At 56.5% G+C, this 15,481-nt stretch carries 13 protein-coding genes; 12 read left to right on the forward strand and 1 reads right to left on the reverse strand.

The window, feature by feature from the left end; translation table 11 throughout:
- Positions 1–2: 2 nt before the first annotated feature.
- The 12 genes from atpA to FA92_RS17875 all read left to right on the forward strand — a co-directional run bounded on the left by atpA (position 3) and on the right by FA92_RS17875 (position 13,910).
- Positions 3–1,544, forward strand: a complete 1,542-nt coding sequence (gene atpA, locus FA92_RS17820) for a F0F1 ATP synthase subunit alpha (RefSeq protein WP_003849532.1) — start codon at positions 3–5, stop codon at positions 1,542–1,544.
- Between the two features lie 52 nt (positions 1,545–1,596).
- Entirely contained in the window at positions 1,597–2,463 is an 867-nt protein-coding gene (atpG, locus tag FA92_RS17825) for a F0F1 ATP synthase subunit gamma (protein WP_003849534.1), read from the forward strand.
- A 30-nt stretch (positions 2,464–2,493) separates the two neighbouring features.
- Entirely contained in the window at positions 2,494–3,891 is a 1,398-nt protein-coding gene (gene atpD, locus FA92_RS17830; RefSeq protein ID WP_008926373.1) for a F0F1 ATP synthase subunit beta, read from the forward strand.
- A 24-nt stretch (positions 3,892–3,915) separates the two neighbouring features.
- Positions 3,916–4,335, forward strand: a complete 420-nt coding sequence (locus FA92_RS17835) for a F0F1 ATP synthase subunit epsilon (protein ID WP_008926374.1) — start codon at positions 3,916–3,918, stop codon at positions 4,333–4,335.
- 160 nt (positions 4,336–4,495) lie between these two features.
- The gene (gene glmU, locus FA92_RS17840) at positions 4,496–5,866 is read left to right on the forward strand and encodes a bifunctional UDP-N-acetylglucosamine diphosphorylase/glucosamine-1-phosphate N-acetyltransferase GlmU (protein ID WP_033784345.1); all 1,371 of its coding nucleotides are present in this window, start codon (positions 4,496–4,498) and stop codon (positions 5,864–5,866) included.
- A gap of 154 nt (positions 5,867–6,020) precedes the next feature.
- Positions 6,021–7,850: a glutamine--fructose-6-phosphate transaminase (isomerizing) gene (glmS, locus tag FA92_RS17845; RefSeq protein WP_033784346.1), complete on the forward strand. Its 1,830-nt coding sequence runs from the start codon at positions 6,021–6,023 to the stop codon at positions 7,848–7,850.
- Positions 7,851–8,015: 165 nt separating this feature from the next.
- The gene (gene pstS / locus FA92_RS17850; protein WP_033784347.1) at positions 8,016–9,059 is read left to right on the forward strand and encodes a phosphate ABC transporter substrate-binding protein PstS; all 1,044 of its coding nucleotides are present in this window, start codon (positions 8,016–8,018) and stop codon (positions 9,057–9,059) included.
- Positions 9,060–9,145: 86 nt separating this feature from the next.
- Positions 9,146–10,108 carry a phosphate ABC transporter permease PstC gene (gene pstC / locus FA92_RS17855; protein ID WP_013359566.1) on the forward strand — a complete coding sequence of 321 codons (963 nt, stop codon included), beginning with the start codon at positions 9,146–9,148 and terminating at the stop codon, positions 10,106–10,108.
- Positions 10,105–10,995 carry a phosphate ABC transporter permease PstA gene (gene pstA / locus FA92_RS17860; protein WP_033734597.1) on the forward strand — a complete coding sequence of 297 codons (891 nt, stop codon included), beginning with the start codon at positions 10,105–10,107 and terminating at the stop codon, positions 10,993–10,995. The genes pstC and pstA overlap by 4 nt, the downstream gene beginning before the upstream one ends.
- A gap of 44 nt (positions 10,996–11,039) precedes the next feature.
- Positions 11,040–11,813, forward strand: coding sequence for a phosphate ABC transporter ATP-binding protein PstB (gene pstB / locus FA92_RS17865; protein ID WP_033784348.1), 774 nt, complete (start codon positions 11,040–11,042; stop codon positions 11,811–11,813).
- A gap of 17 nt (positions 11,814–11,830) precedes the next feature.
- Positions 11,831–12,565, forward strand: coding sequence for a phosphate signaling complex protein PhoU (gene phoU, locus FA92_RS17870; protein WP_009088225.1), 735 nt, complete (start codon positions 11,831–11,833; stop codon positions 12,563–12,565).
- 106 nt (positions 12,566–12,671) lie between these two features.
- Positions 12,672–13,910 carry an MFS transporter gene (locus FA92_RS17875; protein ID WP_033784349.1) on the forward strand — a complete coding sequence of 413 codons (1,239 nt, stop codon included), beginning with the start codon at positions 12,672–12,674 and terminating at the stop codon, positions 13,908–13,910.
- A gap of 112 nt (positions 13,911–14,022) precedes the next feature.
- Here FA92_RS17875 and xylB read toward each other — a convergent pair whose 3' ends face one another.
- On the reverse strand, positions 14,023–15,465 hold the full coding sequence (gene xylB, locus FA92_RS17880; RefSeq protein ID WP_033784350.1) for a xylulokinase: 1,443 nt from the start codon (positions 15,463–15,465) through the stop codon (positions 14,023–14,025).
- Positions 15,466–15,481 lie beyond the last annotated feature (16 nt).

A 15,481-nucleotide genomic window follows, 5' to 3' on the forward strand; every position in this document is an offset into this window, starting at 1 on the left:
ATATGCAACTGAATTCCACCGAAATCAGCGAACTGATCAAGCAGCGCATTGCTCAGTTCAATGTCGTGAGTGAAGCTCACAACGAAGGTACGATTGTTTCTGTAAGTGACGGTATCATCCGCGTACACGGCCTGGCCGATGTGATGCAGGGTGAGATGATTGCCCTGCCGGGTAACCGTTACGCTATCGCCCTGAACCTCGAGCGTGACTCGGTTGGTGCAGTGGTGATGGGCCCTTACGCTGACCTCGCCGAAGGCATGAAGGTTAAGTGTACTGGCCGTATTCTTGAAGTACCGGTAGGCCGTGGCCTGCTGGGCCGCGTGGTGAACACCCTGGGTGCGCCAATCGACGGTAAAGGCGCAATCGACAACGACGGTTTCTCACCGGTCGAAGTGATTGCACCTGGCGTTATCGATCGTCAGTCAGTCGACCAGCCGGTTCAGACCGGTTATAAGTCGGTCGATGCGATGATTCCAATCGGCCGTGGCCAGCGTGAGCTGATCATCGGTGACCGTCAGACCGGTAAAACCGCGATGGCGATCGATGCGATCATCAACCAGCGCGACTCAGGCATCAAGTGTGTCTATGTTGCGATTGGTCAGAAAGCCTCAACCATCTCTAACGTGGTTCGTAAGCTGGAAGAGCATGGCGCACTGCAGAACACCATCGTTGTTGTGGCGTCTGCTTCTGAATCAGCTGCACTGCAGTATCTCTCTCCGTACGCAGGTTGTGCGATGGGCGAATACTTCCGTGACCGTGGTGAAGACGCGCTGATCGTATACGATGACCTCTCCAAGCAGGCTATCGCTTACCGTCAAATCTCTCTGCTGCTGCGTCGTCCACCAGGCCGTGAAGCGTTTCCTGGCGACGTGTTCTATCTCCACTCCCGTCTGCTGGAACGTGCATCACGCGTAAGCGCTGATTATGTAGAGCGTTTCACCAATGGCGCAGTGACAGGTAAAACCGGTTCACTGACCGCGCTGCCGATCATCGAAACCCAGGCGGGCGACGTTTCTGCGTTCGTTCCGACCAACGTAATCTCGATTACTGATGGTCAGATCTTCCTGGAATCGAACCTGTTTAACTCCGGTATTCGTCCGGCCGTTAACCCAGGTATTTCGGTATCCCGCGTTGGTGGTGCTGCACAGACCAAGATCATCAAGAAACTGTCCGGTGGTATCCGTACCGCGCTGGCACAGTATCGTGAACTGGCGGCGTTCTCGCAGTTCGCCTCTGATCTGGATGATGCCACCCGCAAACAGCTGAGCCATGGTCAGAAAGTGACCGAGCTGCTGAAGCAGAAACAGTATGCGCCGATGTCTGTCGCGCAGCAGGGTCTGGTTCTGTTCGCTGCAGAGCGTGGCTACCTGAACGACGTTGAACTGGCAAAAATTGGCAGCTTCGAAGCTGCACTGCTGGCCTTCGCCGATCGCGACCACGCTGAGCTGATGGCTGAAATCAACCAGTCGGGTAACTTTAACAACGATATCGAAGCGAAGCTGAAAGGCCTGATCGATACGTTTAAAGCAACCCAGTCCTGGTAATGTCTGGCGGCTTGTCTGAAAAGGCAGGCCGCAAGGCTTTGAGGAGAAGCTAATGGCCGGCGCAAAAGAGATACGAAGCAAGATTGGAAGCGTGAAAAACACGCAGAAGATCACCAAAGCGATGGAAATGGTCGCCGCCTCCAAGATGCGTAAAACGCAGGAACGCATGGCGGCCAGCCGTCCGTATGCAGACACCATGCGCAAAGTGATTGGTCACCTTGCATTGGGTAATCTGGAATACAAGCACCCTTACCTGGAACAGCGCGACGTCAAGCGCGTCGGCTACCTGGTCGTTTCTACAGACCGCGGGCTTTGTGGTGGTTTGAACATTAACCTGTTCAAAAAATTACTGGCGGATATGAAGTCCTGGTCCGATAAAGGCGTGCAGAGCGATCTGTCGATTATCGGTTCAAAAGGGGCGTCATTCTTCAGTGCTGTGGGTGGCAACATTGTGGCGCAAGTCAGCGGCATGGGCGATAAACCTGCCCTGTCTGATCTGATTGGCCCGGTAAAAGTGATGTTGCAGGCTTATGATGAAGGCCGCATCGACAAACTGATGATCGTCAGTAACAAGTTCAATAACACCATGTCTCAGACTCCGACCATCACCCAACTGCTGCCGTTAGCGCCAGCGGAAGGTGAAGAAGAGATGAAGGCGAAGACCTGGGATTACCTGTACGAACCCGATCCGAAAGCGCTGCTGGATACCCTGCTGCGTCGTTATGTCGAATCGCAGGTTTATCAGGGTGTGGTGGAAAATCTGGCCAGTGAGCAGGCTGCACGTATGGTGGCGATGAAAGCCGCAACCGACAACGGCGGAAATCTGATCAAAGAGCTGCAGTTGGTATACAACAAAGCTCGTCAGGCCAGCATCACCCAGGAACTTACCGAGATCGTCTCGGGGGCCTCCGCGGTTTAACCAGGTTTGGAATTAGGTAGAGGATTCAAGATGGCAACTGGAAAGATTGTCCAGATTATCGGCGCCGTTGTTGACGTCGAATTCCCTCAGGACGCGGTACCGCAAGTGTACAGCGCCCTCGAGGTGATGAATGGTGATGCGCGTCTGGTGCTGGAAGTACAGCAGCAGCTCGGCGGCGGCGTAGTTCGTACCATCGCAATGGGGACGTCTGACGGCCTGAAGCGTGGTCTGAACGTCAACGACCTGCAGAAACCCATTCAGGTTCCGGTCGGTAAAGCGACCCTGGGCCGTATCATGAACGTTCTCGGCGAGCCAATCGACATGAAAGGCGAGCTGAAAGAAGAAGACGGCAGTGCAGTAGAGATCGCCTCTATTCACCGCGCAGCGCCTTCTTATGAAGATCAGTCTAACTCGCAGGAACTGCTGGAAACCGGCATCAAGGTTATCGACCTGATGTGTCCGTTTGCTAAAGGCGGTAAAGTGGGTCTGTTCGGTGGTGCGGGTGTCGGTAAAACCGTCAACATGATGGAACTGATCCGTAACATCGCGGCTGAACACTCAGGTTACTCTGTGTTTGCCGGTGTGGGTGAGCGTACTCGTGAGGGTAACGACTTCTACCACGAAATGACTGACTCAAACGTTATCGATAAAGTTGCGCTGGTCTATGGCCAGATGAACGAGCCGCCGGGTAACCGTCTGCGCGTTGCACTGACCGGTCTGACCATGGCGGAAAAATTCCGTGATGAAGGCCGCGACGTTCTGCTGTTCATCGATAACATCTACCGTTATACCCTGGCCGGTACAGAAGTTTCTGCACTGCTGGGTCGTATGCCATCTGCGGTAGGTTACCAGCCAACGCTGGCAGAAGAGATGGGTGTGTTGCAGGAGCGTATTACCTCCACCAAGACCGGTTCAATCACCTCCGTACAGGCCGTTTACGTCCCTGCGGATGACCTGACTGACCCGTCACCAGCAACCACCTTTGCGCACTTAGACTCAACGGTAACGCTGAGCCGTCAGATCGCTTCTCTGGGTATCTACCCGGCCGTTGACCCGCTGGATTCTACCAGCCGTCAGCTGGATCCGCTGGTTGTCGGTCAGGAACACTATGATGTTGCGCGTGGCGTTCAGTCACTGCTGCAGCGTTATCAGGAACTGAAAGACATCATCGCCATCCTCGGTATGGATGAGCTGTCTGAAGAAGACAAACTGCTGGTGGCACGTGCGCGTAAAATTCAGCGCTTCCTGTCTCAGCCGTTCTTCGTTGCGGAAGTATTCACCGGTTCACCGGGTAAATACGTTACGCTGAAAGACACTATCCGTGGCTTTAAAGGCATCATGGAAGGTGAGTTTGACCACCTGCCAGAGCAGGCCTTTTACATGGTTGGTGCCATCGAAGAAGCCGTGGAAAAAGCGAAGAAACTGTAATAACGGTTTCCCGGGAGGAAGATTATGGCTATGACTTATCACCTGGATGTGGTCAGCGCAGAGGAGCAGTTATTCTCTGGTCTGGTACAGAAAATTCAGGTGTCAGGTAGCGAAGGTGAACTGGGGATTTTCCCTGGCCATGCGCCGCTGCTGACTGCCATTAAGCCTGGAATGATCCGTATCGTGAAACAGCACGGCGAAGAGGAGTATATCTACCTCTCTGGCGGCGTGCTGGAAGTGCAACCGGGCAGCAGCACCGTTCTGGCCGATACCGCGATTCGCGGTACCGATCTGGACGAAGCGCGAGCTCTGGAAGCAAAACGCAAAGCAGAAGAGCATATGAACAGCAGCCACGGCGACGTGGACTACGCTCAGGCCTCTGCCGAGCTGGCGAAAGCCATTGCTAAACTGCGCGTGATCGAACTGACCAAAAAAGCGATGTAATCCAGCTTTATGCGTCACGAAATGCCAGCCCTCGGGCTGGCATTTTTTTTGCCTGCGGTGCCCGATCTGCCCGTCCGCCTAATTTCGGCCTGAGAAAAATGTAGTAATCTCAACCCCAAACCGTTTTACTTTCACCCGTAAAAATTCACTCAGGATAGTTATGTCTAACAGTGCGATGAGTGTGGTGATCCTTGCTGCTGGCAAGGGCACCCGTATGTATTCCGATCTGCCTAAAGTTCTGCATACGCTGGCAGGCAAACCGATGGTTCAGCACGTCATTGATGCCGCCAAAGGGCTGGGCGCACAGCAGGTGCATCTGGTCTATGGTCACGGCGGCGATCGCCTGAAAGCGACACTTACCGACAGCACGCTGAACTGGGTGCTGCAGGCTGAGCAGCTCGGCACTGGCCATGCCATGCAGCAGGCCGCGCCTGCCTTCGCCGATGATGAAGATATCATGATGCTCTATGGCGACGTGCCGCTGATCTCTCAGTCGACATTACAGCGTCTGCGCGAAGCAAAACCGCAGGGCGGCATTGGCTTACTTACTGTGGTACTGGACGACCCAACCGGCTATGGCCGCATCGTGCGTGAGAACGACACCATCACCGGCATCATCGAACAGAAAGATGCCAGCCCGGCGCAGCTCATGATTAAAGAGATCAACACCGGTATTCTGATCGCCAACGGCGGCGATTTAAAACGCTGGCTGTCACAGCTCACCAATAACAATGCGCAGGGTGAGTATTACATTACCGATATTATCGCGCTGGCACATCAGGAAGGTCGGGTGATCAACGCGGTTCATCCGGCACGCATCAGTGAAACCGATGGCGTGAATAACCGTCTGCAGCTGGCGACATTAGAACGCACATACCAGGCTGAACAGGCCGAAAAACTGCTGCTGGCCGGCGTGATGCTGCGCGATCCGGCACGGTTTGATCTGCGCGGGACGCTGGCGCATGGACGGGATGTCGAAATCGACACCAACGTTATTATTGAAGGCCGGGTCACGCTGGGCTCGCGCGTCAAAATCGGCGCGGGCTGCATCATCAAAAACAGCGTGATCGGCGATGATTGTGAAATCAGCCCCTATACGGTGATCGAGGATGCTCATCTCGCTACCGCCTGTACCGTCGGACCCTTTGCCCGTCTGCGTCCTGGCAGCGATTTGGCCGACGCTGCGCACGTGGGCAACTTCGTCGAAATGAAGAAAGCGCGTCTGGGCAAGGGATCGAAAGCGGGCCACCTCTCCTATCTTGGCGATGCGGAGATTGGCGACAACGTGAACATCGGTGCAGGCACTATCACCTGCAACTATGATGGCGCGAACAAATTCAAAACCGTGATTGGCGATGACGTATTTGTCGGCTCAGATACGCAGCTGGTGGCTCCGGTCAGCGTCGCGGCAGGTGCTACCATTGCGGCAGGCACCACCATCATGAAAGATGTGACCGAAGCCGGTCTGGTCTATAACCGTAAAGAGCAGAATCACAAAGCGGACTGGCAGCGTCCGGTGAAGAAAAAATAAAATTTTTAACGGCCCGCTTTATGCGGGCCGATACAGTGCAGTGCCAAAACTATAATCCCCACTCTCTACAAGGCTCGGGGAACCGGCAAAGCCGGATATCAGGTCGCATGACAACAGAAGTGGCGAAAAGCCATGTAGTCAGGAAAACATCATTATGTGTGGAATTGTTGGTGCAGTAGCGCAACGCGATATCGCAGAGATTCTGCTGGAAGGTCTGCGTCGTCTTGAATATCGCGGATATGATTCGGCCGGTCTGGCCGTGGTCGATCGTCAGGGGCACGTCACGCGCCTGCGGCGGTTAGGGAAAGTGCAGAAACTGGCGGAAGCCGCTGAACAGCAGCCGCTGATCGGTGGTACCGGCATCGCGCACACGCGCTGGGCAACTCATGGCGAGCCGTCGGAAGCAAATGCGCATCCGCACGTCTCAGAGCACATCATCATCGTGCACAACGGCATCATCGAAAACCATGAGCCGCTGCGTGCTGAGCTGATCGAACGCGGCTACGTTTTTGCCTCTGAAACCGACACCGAAGTGGTGGCGCATCTGGTTCACTGGGAGCAGAAGCAGGGCGGTTCGCTGCGCGAAGTCGTGCTGCGTGTGATCCCACAGCTGCGCGGTGCCTATGGCATGGTGATCATGGACAGCCGCGATCCGTCGCTGCTGGTGGCAGCCCGTTCCGGCAGCCCGCTGGTGATTGGCCGTGGCATGGGCGAAAACTTTATCGCCTCGGATCAGCTGGCCCTGCTGCCGGTGACCCGCCGCTTCATCTATCTGGAAGAGGGTGATATCGCCGAGATCAGTCGTCGTGATGTCACGATTATTGACCGTGAAGGCAATACCGTGACGCGTGCCGAGATCGAATCGAACCTGCAATATGACGCCGGTGATAAAGGTATTTACCGTCACTACATGCAGAAAGAAATCTACGAACAGCCGATGGCGCTGAAAAGCACCCTGAGTGGGCGCTTCAGTCAGGGGCAGGTTGACCTCAGCGAGCTGGGCGCGGGCGCTGAAGCACTGCTGAGTCAGGTGGAGCATATCCAGATTATCGCCTGCGGCACCTCTTATAATTCCGGGATGGTGTCACGCTACTGGTTTGAGTCGCTGGCAAATATCCCCTGTGACGTGGAGATCGCCTCAGAGTTCCGCTATCGCAAGTCAGCGGTGCGCAAAAACAGCCTGCTGATCACCCTGTCGCAGTCGGGTGAAACGGCAGATACCCTGGCAGCGCTGCGTCTCTCGAAAGAGCTGGGCTACCTGGGGTCGCTGGCCGTCTGCAACGTGGCGGGTTCGTCACTGGTGCGGGAATCTGACCTGGCACTGATGACCAAAGCGGGCACCGAAATCGGCGTTGCCTCCACCAAAGCGTTCACCACTCAGTTAGCGGTGCTGCTGATGCTGGTGGCGAAACTGGGTCGTCTGAAAGGGATGTCTGTGGAGACTGAGCATGAGATCGTTCATGCCCTGCAGGCGTTGCCGAACCGGATTGAGCAGATGCTGGCGCAGGATAAGCTGATTGAGAATCTGGCCGAAGGCTTCTCTGACAAGCATCACGCGCTGTTCCTGGGCCGTGGCGATCAATACCCGATTGCCATGGAAGGGGCGCTGAAGCTCAAGGAGATCTCCTACATTCATGCGGAAGCCTACGCCGCAGGCGAGCTGAAACATGGCCCGCTGGCGCTGATTGATGCGGACATGCCGGTGATCGTAGTGGCACCTAACAACGAACTGCTGGAGAAGCTGAAATCCAACATCGAAGAGGTGCGCGCACGCGGCGGCCTGCTCTATGTGTTTGCCGATCAGGATGCGGGTTTCAGCGACAGTGACGGGATGAAGATTATCCCGCTGCCGCATGTTGAAGAGGTGATTGCGCCGATCTTCTACACCGTGCCGTTGCAGTTACTCTCCTATCACGTTGCCCTGATCAAAGGCACCGACGTCGATCAGCCGCGTAACCTGGCAAAATCGGTTACCGTGGAATAACCTGGTGGGCCCCGTCGCGGGCCCACTTCATTCTGGCCCTTTGTCATATAACTGTCATATTTCGTACATTTCACTGTCATCAAACTGTCCTATTTTCCCTCCTGCAGCAATCACAGACTCTTACTAAAACGGCCCCTAGCCTGACTTTTCTCCCCTGGAGGGAATATGACACTGATGCGTAGCACCGTAGCCCGAATCCTCGCCACCACCTTCGCCGTAAGCGCGGTATCTGCTTTTGCGGCCACCGATCTCACTGGTGCAGGCGGGACGTTCCCGGCGCCGGTTTATGCCAAGTGGGCAGCAGAATATCAGCAAGCCACCGGTAGCAAAATTAACTACCAGGGCATCGGTTCATCTGGCGGCGTGAAACAGATCATCGCCAAAACCGTTGATTTCGGTGCGTCCGATGCGCCAATGAAAGATGAAGATCTGCAGAAAAATGGTCTGTTCCAGTTCCCTACCGTGATCGGTGGTGTGGTACTGGCGGTTAACCTGCCGGGCATCAAGTCAGGCCAGCTGACGCTGGATGGCAAAACTGTGGGGGATATCTACCTCGGCACCATCAAAAAGTGGAACGACCCGGCGATTGCCAAACTTAACCCGGGTGTGAAACTGCCAGAGACCAACATCAACGTGGTGCGTCGCGCTGATGGTTCAGGCACCTCGTTCGTCTTCACCAGCTATCTGGCGAAGGTAAACCAGGACTGGAACAGCAAAATCGGTAAAGGCAACACTGTTAACTGGCCGGTGGGTCTGGGCGGTAAAGGCAACGACGGCGTCGCTGCATTTGTTCAGCGTCTGCCGGGTTCAATCGGCTATGTGGAATACGCCTACGCCAAACAGAACAACCTGACCTACACCAAACTGATCGATGCCGATGGTAAAGCGGTCGCGCCAAGCGAAACCAGCTTCAGTAATGCCGCGAAAGGCGCTGACTGGAGCAAATCGTTCGCGCAGGATCTGACCTTCCAGAAGGGCGCGGATGCCTGGCCAATCTCCTCAACCACCTTCATTCTGATCTACAAAGATCAGGCGAATGCGGCTAAAGGCGCTGAAGTACTGAAGTTCTTCGACTGGGCTTACAAAAGCGGCAGCAAAACCGCTACAGCGCTGGATTATGCTGCGCTGCCAGAGAGCGTGACCGAGCAGATTCGCGCCGCCTGGAAAGCCAACATCAAAGACAGTTCTGGTAAAGCGCTTTATCAGTAATTGACCGACCCTGGCCGGACGGCTGTCCGGTCAGACCCAACGGGCGGCTCATGCCGCCCTGATAACTTCTGAAGACTGAGACTTCTATGGCTGCAACGAAGCCGGCATTCAAAGCCCCAGGCAAACAAGGTGACAGAATTTTTGGCGCGCTGGTCAGGCTGGCTGCGCTGATTGTGCTGTTACTGATGGGCGGCATTATTGTCTCCCTGATCATCTCCTCGTGGCCCAGCATCCAGAAGTTTGGTTTCGCCTTTTTGTGGACCAAAACCTGGGATGCGCCCAACGAACAATTTGGCGCACTGGTTCCGATCTACGGCACCCTTGTGACCTCCATTATCGCCCTGATTATCGCCGTGCCGGTGAGTTTTGGTATCGCACTGTTCCTGACTGAACTCGCGCCAGGCTGGCTGCGTCGCCCGCTGGGTACCGCCATTGAGCTGCTGGCAGCAATTCCGAGCATCGTTTACGGCATGTGGGGCCTGTTTGTCTTCGCACCACTGTTTGCCGAATATTTCCAGACACCGGTTAACGACGTGATGTCGGGTATTCCGATTGTCGGCGAGCTCTTTTCCGGCCCCGCTTTCGGTATCGGTATCCTCGCGGCGGGAGTGATTCTGGCGATCATGATCATCCCCTACATCGCCTCGGTGATGCGCGACGTCTTTGAGCAGACCCCGGTAATGATGAAAGAGTCAGCCTACGGCATCGGCTGCACCACCTGGGAAGTGATCTGGCGCATCGTCCTGCCATTTACCAAAAATGGCGTGATTGGCGGCGTGATGCTGGGACTGGGTCGTGCGCTGGGTGAAACCATGGCAGTGACCTTTATTATCGGCAACACCTACCAGCTCGACAGCCCGTCGCTGTTTATGCCGGGTAACAGCATCACCTCGGCGCTGGCCAACGAGTTTGCGGAAGCGGAATCGGGTGTCCATGTCGCCGCGCTGATGGAGCTGGGCCTGATCCTGTTTGTGATTACCTTTATCGTACTGGCGATTTCAAAGCTGATGATTATGCGACTGGCGAAAAGTGAAGGAGCGCGCTCATGACCACGATTGAAATTCAGGCGCGCGCCGAACTGGACGCATCACGTCGTAAAATGCAGTCCTGGCGCAGCACGAAAAATAAAATTGCGCTGTCGCTGTCGCTGCTGACCATGGCGTTTGGCCTGTTCTGGCTGGTGTGGATCCTTTTCACCACCGTATCGCGTGGCGTGGATGGGCTGTCATGGTCCCTGTTCACCGAATCAACGCCACCACCGAATACGGCGGGCGGCGGGCTGGCGAATGCCCTGGCAGGCAGTGGCTTGCTGATTTTCTGGTCGACCTTTTTCGGCACGCCGCTGGGCATCATGGCCGGGATTTATCTGGCGGAATATGGGCGCAAATCGGCCCTGTCAGAAGTGATCCGCTTTATTAACGACATTCTGCTTTCTGCCCCCTCCATTGTGGTCGGCTTGTTCGTCTACACCCTGGTGGTGTCCCAGATGCAGCACTTCTCCGGCTGGGCCGGGGTAATTGCGCTGGCGCTGCTGCAGGTGCCGATTGTGATTCGTACCACCGAAAATATGCTGCGGCTGGTGCCAGACAGCATGCGTGAAGCGGCTTATGCGCTTGGCACGCCCAAGTGGAAGATGATTTCGGCCATCACCCTGAAAGCCTCGGTCTCGGGCATCATCACCGGCGTGCTGCTGGCGATTGCCCGCATCGCAGGGGAAACGGCTCCGCTGCTGTTTACGGCGCTGTCGAACCAGTTCTGGAGCACCGACATGATGCAGCCGCTGGCAAACCTGCCGGTCACCATCTTTAAGTTCGCCATGAGCCCGTTCGCCGAATGGCAGAGCCTGGCTTGGGCGGGCGTGCTGATCATTACCCTCTGCGTGCTGCTGCTGAACATTGTGGCACGGGTGATTTTCGCCAAAGGTAAACACGGTTAACTTCCGGCGTGGCCCTGCGCGGCGCCGTATAAGAGAGATGAATTATGAGTATCGCGACAGTAACAGCCGATAAAATTCAGGTCCGTAATCTGAACTTCTATTACGGCAAGTTTCATGCGCTGAAGAACATTAACCTGGATATCGCTAAGAATCAGGTCACCGCGTTTATCGGCCCATCGGGCTGTGGTAAGTCGACCCTGCTGCGTACCTTCAATAAAATGTACTCGCTCTATCCGGAGCAGCGGGCCGAAGGGGACATTCTGCTGGATGGCGAAAACATTCTGGCGACACAGCAGGATATTGCGCTGCTGCGCGCCCGCGTCGGCATGGTATTCCAGAAGCCGACGCCGTTCCCGATGTCGATCTATGACAACATCGCCTTTGGCGTCCGCCTGTTTGAAAAGCTGTCGCGTGCCGATATGGATGAGCGCGTCCAGTGGGCGCTGACCAAAGCGGCGCTGTGGAATGAAACCAAAGACAAGCTGCATCAGAGCGGTTACAGTCTCTCCGGCGGCCAGCAGCAGCGGTTGTGCATTGCGCGTGGCATCGCGATTCGGCCGGAAGTCTTACTGCTGGATGAGCCCTGCTCCGCACTGGATCCCATCTCCACTGGCCGTATTGAGGAGCTGATCACCGAGCTGAAGCAGGACTATACCGTGGTGATCGTGACGCACAATATGCAGCAGGCGGCACGCTGCTCTGACCATACTGCTTTCATGTATCTGGGCGAACTGATTGAGTTCAGCGACACCGACACGCTGTTCACCAAGCCCGCGCAGAAACAAACCGAAGACTACATTACTGGCCGCTACGGCTGATCTGACAGGAGATCGACATGGATAATCTGAATCTGAATAAGCACATCTCCGGTCAGTTCAATGCCGAACTGGAGCATATCCGAACTCAGGTAATGATCATGGGCGGCATGGTCGAGCAGCAACTGACCGATGCGATTACCGCCATGCATAATCTGGATGGCGAGTTGGCGCAGCGGGTGATCGACGGCGACCAGAAGGTCAATATGATGGAAGTGGAGATTGATGAAGCCTGCGTGCGCATCATCGCCAAACGTCAGCCAACCGCGATCGATTTGCGGCTGGTGATGGCGATCATCAAAACCATTTCCGAGCTGGAGCGCATTGGTGACGTAGCGGAGAAAATCAGCCGCACGGCGCTGGAGAAGTTTGGTCAGCAGCATCTTCCCCTGCTGGTGAGCCTTGAGTCGCTGGGTCGTCACACCGTGCAGATGCTGCATGATGTGCTGGACGCTTTCGCGCGAATGGATCTCAATGAAGCGATCACTATCTACCGTGAAGACAAAAAGGTGGATAAAGAGTACGAAGGCATTGTGCGCCAGCTGATGACCTACATGATGGAAGATCCGCGCACGATTCCCAGCGTGCTGACAGCGCTGTTCTGCGCCCGTGCGATTGAGCGCATCGGCGATCGCTGCCAGAACATCTGCGAAATTATCTTCTATTTCGTCAAAGGTCAGGATTTCCGTCACGTGGGTGGAGATCGGCTCGATGAATTACTGTCAGGTGACGATGGCAGCAATCGCCCTTCCTGATCCATCTTATCCCTGTGCCGGAGTGGCGCAGGGATAAGCCTTTTCAATTGGTCACATCCTGAACTCTCTTTATAATTGCGGCACTTTCTTTCAGAGGTGCGCAACGATGTCCCCTTCTCCCCAATCTAAGCCGGGCGTAACGCCGGGCAAAGCGATGCTGGCTGCGGTCAGCGGTTATGCCATGGATGGATTTGACCTGCTGATACTCGGCTTTATGCTGCCGGCTATCAGTGTTTCGCTGGCGCTCAATCCATCACAGGCGGGATCGCTGGTGACATGGACGCTGATTGGCGCGGTTATCGGTGGCATCGTCTTCGGTCATCTCAGCGACCGTTATGGCCGTATCCGCATGCTGACCGTCACGATTCTGGTCTTCTCGATCTTTACCGGCCTGTGCGCGGTGGCGCAGGGCTACTGGGACCTGCTCGCCTGGCGAACGCTGGCAGGTGTGGGCCTGGGTGGTGAATTCGGTATCGGCATGGCGCTGATTGCCGAAGCCTGGCCTGCTGAAAAGCGTAACCGCGCATCAGCGTGGGTCGGTATCGGCTGGCAGCTCGGCGTGCTGATGGCAGCCTTTATCACGCCGCCGCTGCTGAATATCATCGGCTGGCGCGGCATGTTCCTGGTCGGATTATTACCGGCGCTGGTCTCGTTTGCCATTCGTCGCGGCATGGGCGAACCGGAGGCGTTTCAGCGGCAGGTTAAACATGTGCCGTCGCTGTCATTTCCGGCGCGCCTGAAGCTGCTGGTGCGCGACCGCGCGACCGCCAAAGCCAGTCTCGGTATTTTTATCCTCTGTTCAGTCCAGAACTTTGGTTACTACGGGCTGATGATCTGGATGCCGAGCTACCTCTCTTCCAGCTTTGGCTTTAGCCTGACGAAATCTGGCCTCTGGACTGCGGTAACCGTGGTCGGGATGACCTTCGGCATCTGGTTGTTTGGCGTGCTGGCCGACCGCTTTGCGCGCTGGAAAATCTTCCTGCTCTATCAGTTTGGTGCCGTCGTGATGGTGGTGGTTTATGCTCAGCTGCGCGACCCTAACATCATGCTGTTTACCGGTGCGATCATGGGAATGTTTGTTAACGGCATGATTGGCGGCTATGGCGCGTTGATTTCCGATACCTTCCCGCCACAGGTGCGTGCCACCGCGCAAAACGTCCTGTTCAACCTGGGTCGTGGCGTGGGCGGCTTCGGCCCGGTGGTGATTGGTCTTCTGGCGAGCCAGTTCTCGTTCACCGCGGCGATTACCCTGCTGGCGCTGATCTATCTGCTGGATATTGCGGCAACGCTGTTCCTGCTGCCGAAGAAACAGGGTCAGGAAGATACGCTGGGCGCTATTGGCTGATGCGAAGTGCGCGTTCGCCGGATGATTTTCTCCCGGCAACAACAGATCAGGGATGATGGTCATCCGCTAAGCAGGACGCCAGGCAAAACGGTTCAGATGCCTGGCGTCCTCTTTATTTCATCAGCGGCAGGAGCTGCTGATACAGGGTCGCAAACGTCTCACGACGCGGCTGATAGTACGCCCTCCTGGCCGGATCCGGCTGATGGCGCTGCACCAGCGCCGGCCGTGGAACGGTGACGTCTGCGTCAAGCGCCTGCTGCGCCAGCCTCGCTGCCCCCAGTGCCGGGCCAACGTCCCCGCCGTGGCAGTAATCCAGCGTCTGACCACTGATATCTGCCAGCATCTGACGCCACAGGGCACTGCGTGCGCCACCGCCGATCAGCATAATGCTCTCTGGTTGCACGCCACACTCATGCAGCACGTCCATACCCTGCGCCAGGGCGAACCCGACGCCTTCCAGCACCGATCGTGCCAGCTCGGGACGACCATGCTGGTGGGTGAAGCCAAAGAAAGCGCCCCGGGCACTGGGGTTGTTATGCGGCGTGCGTTCTCCGGAAAGATAGGGCAGAAACCATAGTCCTGGCACGTCATCGCGCGCGCGCGCCGCTTCAGCCAGCAGTTCTGGAACATCTTTGCATCCGGTCAGCGTGGCTGCCCAGTCGAGACAGGAAGCCGCACTAAGCATCACCGACATCAGATGCCAGCGCTGCGGTAACGCATGACAGAAGCTGTGAACCGCACGTTCCGGATTGCTGAGATAGCCGTCGCTCACCACGAAGTAGACGCCCGACGTCCCCAGCGACAGCATCCCCTGGCCCGGTTCGGTCATACCGACGCCAACAGCGCCCGCCGCATTGTCACCACCGCCAGCGGCCAGCGGCACCGTGTTCATCTTCCAGCGCGTCGCCAGATCGGCATGCAACGTGCCGGTCAGGGCATTGCCTTCAAAGAGTTGCGGCATCTGATCACGGCTGAGGTCGCAGGCGCGCAGCATCACATCGCTCCAGTCACGCTGCGCTACATCCAGCCACATCGTCCCTGCGGCATCGGACATATCGGTGGCGAAGTCGCCACTCAATCGCCAGCGCAGATAATCCTTGGGCAACAGCACGTGAGCAATCTGACTGAAGATGGCCGGTTCATGCTGCTGCACCCACAGCAGCTTGGGGGCCGTGAAGCCGGGCATCATCAGATTGCCGGTGATCGCCCGTGAATCCGGCACCTTCTGCTCCAGCTCACGGCACTGCGCCTCGCTGCGCCCGTCATTCCAGAGCATGGCCGGACGCAATACCTGGTTCGCGCTGTCGAGCAGCGTGGCACCATGCATCTGTCCGCTCAGCCCGATGGCCTGCACCGCGCGCAGGTCCTGCTGCGCGCTCAGCGCCTGCATGGCTGAATCCAGCGCCTGCCACCAGCTTTCAGGATCCTGCTCGCTCCACAAGGGCTGCGGACGCGAAACCTGCAGCGGCGACGTCTCTGTCGCCACCACGTTGCCCTGTGCATCCATCAGCACCACTTTGACGCCAGAGGTGCCTAAATCGATCCCGATAAACATGCGCTGCTCCTGAAGG

Source organism: Pantoea sp. 9140, from assembly GCF_000745295.1.
Lineage (GTDB): Bacteria > Pseudomonadota > Gammaproteobacteria > Enterobacterales > Enterobacteriaceae > Pantoea > Pantoea vagans.

Coding starts and splice junctions, on each gene's coding strand:
- FA92_RS17875 (WP_033784349.1), top strand. CDS start 12,672: ATGTCCCCTTCTCCCCAATCTAAGCCGGGCGTAACGCCGGGCAAAGCG.
- xylB (WP_033784350.1), bottom strand. CDS start 15,465: ATGTTTATCGGGATCGATTTAGGCACCTCTGGCGTCAAAGTGGTGCTG.
- atpA (WP_003849532.1), top strand. CDS start 3: ATGCAACTGAATTCCACCGAAATCAGCGAACTGATCAAGCAGCGCATT.
- glmS (WP_033784346.1), top strand. CDS start 6,021: ATGTGTGGAATTGTTGGTGCAGTAGCGCAACGCGATATCGCAGAGATT.
- pstC (WP_013359566.1), top strand. CDS start 9,146: ATGGCTGCAACGAAGCCGGCATTCAAAGCCCCAGGCAAACAAGGTGAC.
- pstB (WP_033784348.1), top strand. CDS start 11,040: ATGAGTATCGCGACAGTAACAGCCGATAAAATTCAGGTCCGTAATCTG.
- glmU (WP_033784345.1), top strand. CDS start 4,496: ATGTCTAACAGTGCGATGAGTGTGGTGATCCTTGCTGCTGGCAAGGGC.
- FA92_RS17835 (WP_008926374.1), top strand. CDS start 3,916: ATGGCTATGACTTATCACCTGGATGTGGTCAGCGCAGAGGAGCAGTTA.
- pstA (WP_033734597.1), top strand. CDS start 10,105: ATGACCACGATTGAAATTCAGGCGCGCGCCGAACTGGACGCATCACGT.
- atpG (WP_003849534.1), top strand. CDS start 1,597: ATGGCCGGCGCAAAAGAGATACGAAGCAAGATTGGAAGCGTGAAAAAC.
- atpD (WP_008926373.1), top strand. CDS start 2,494: ATGGCAACTGGAAAGATTGTCCAGATTATCGGCGCCGTTGTTGACGTC.
- pstS (WP_033784347.1), top strand. CDS start 8,016: ATGACACTGATGCGTAGCACCGTAGCCCGAATCCTCGCCACCACCTTC.
- phoU (WP_009088225.1), top strand. CDS start 11,831: ATGGATAATCTGAATCTGAATAAGCACATCTCCGGTCAGTTCAATGCC.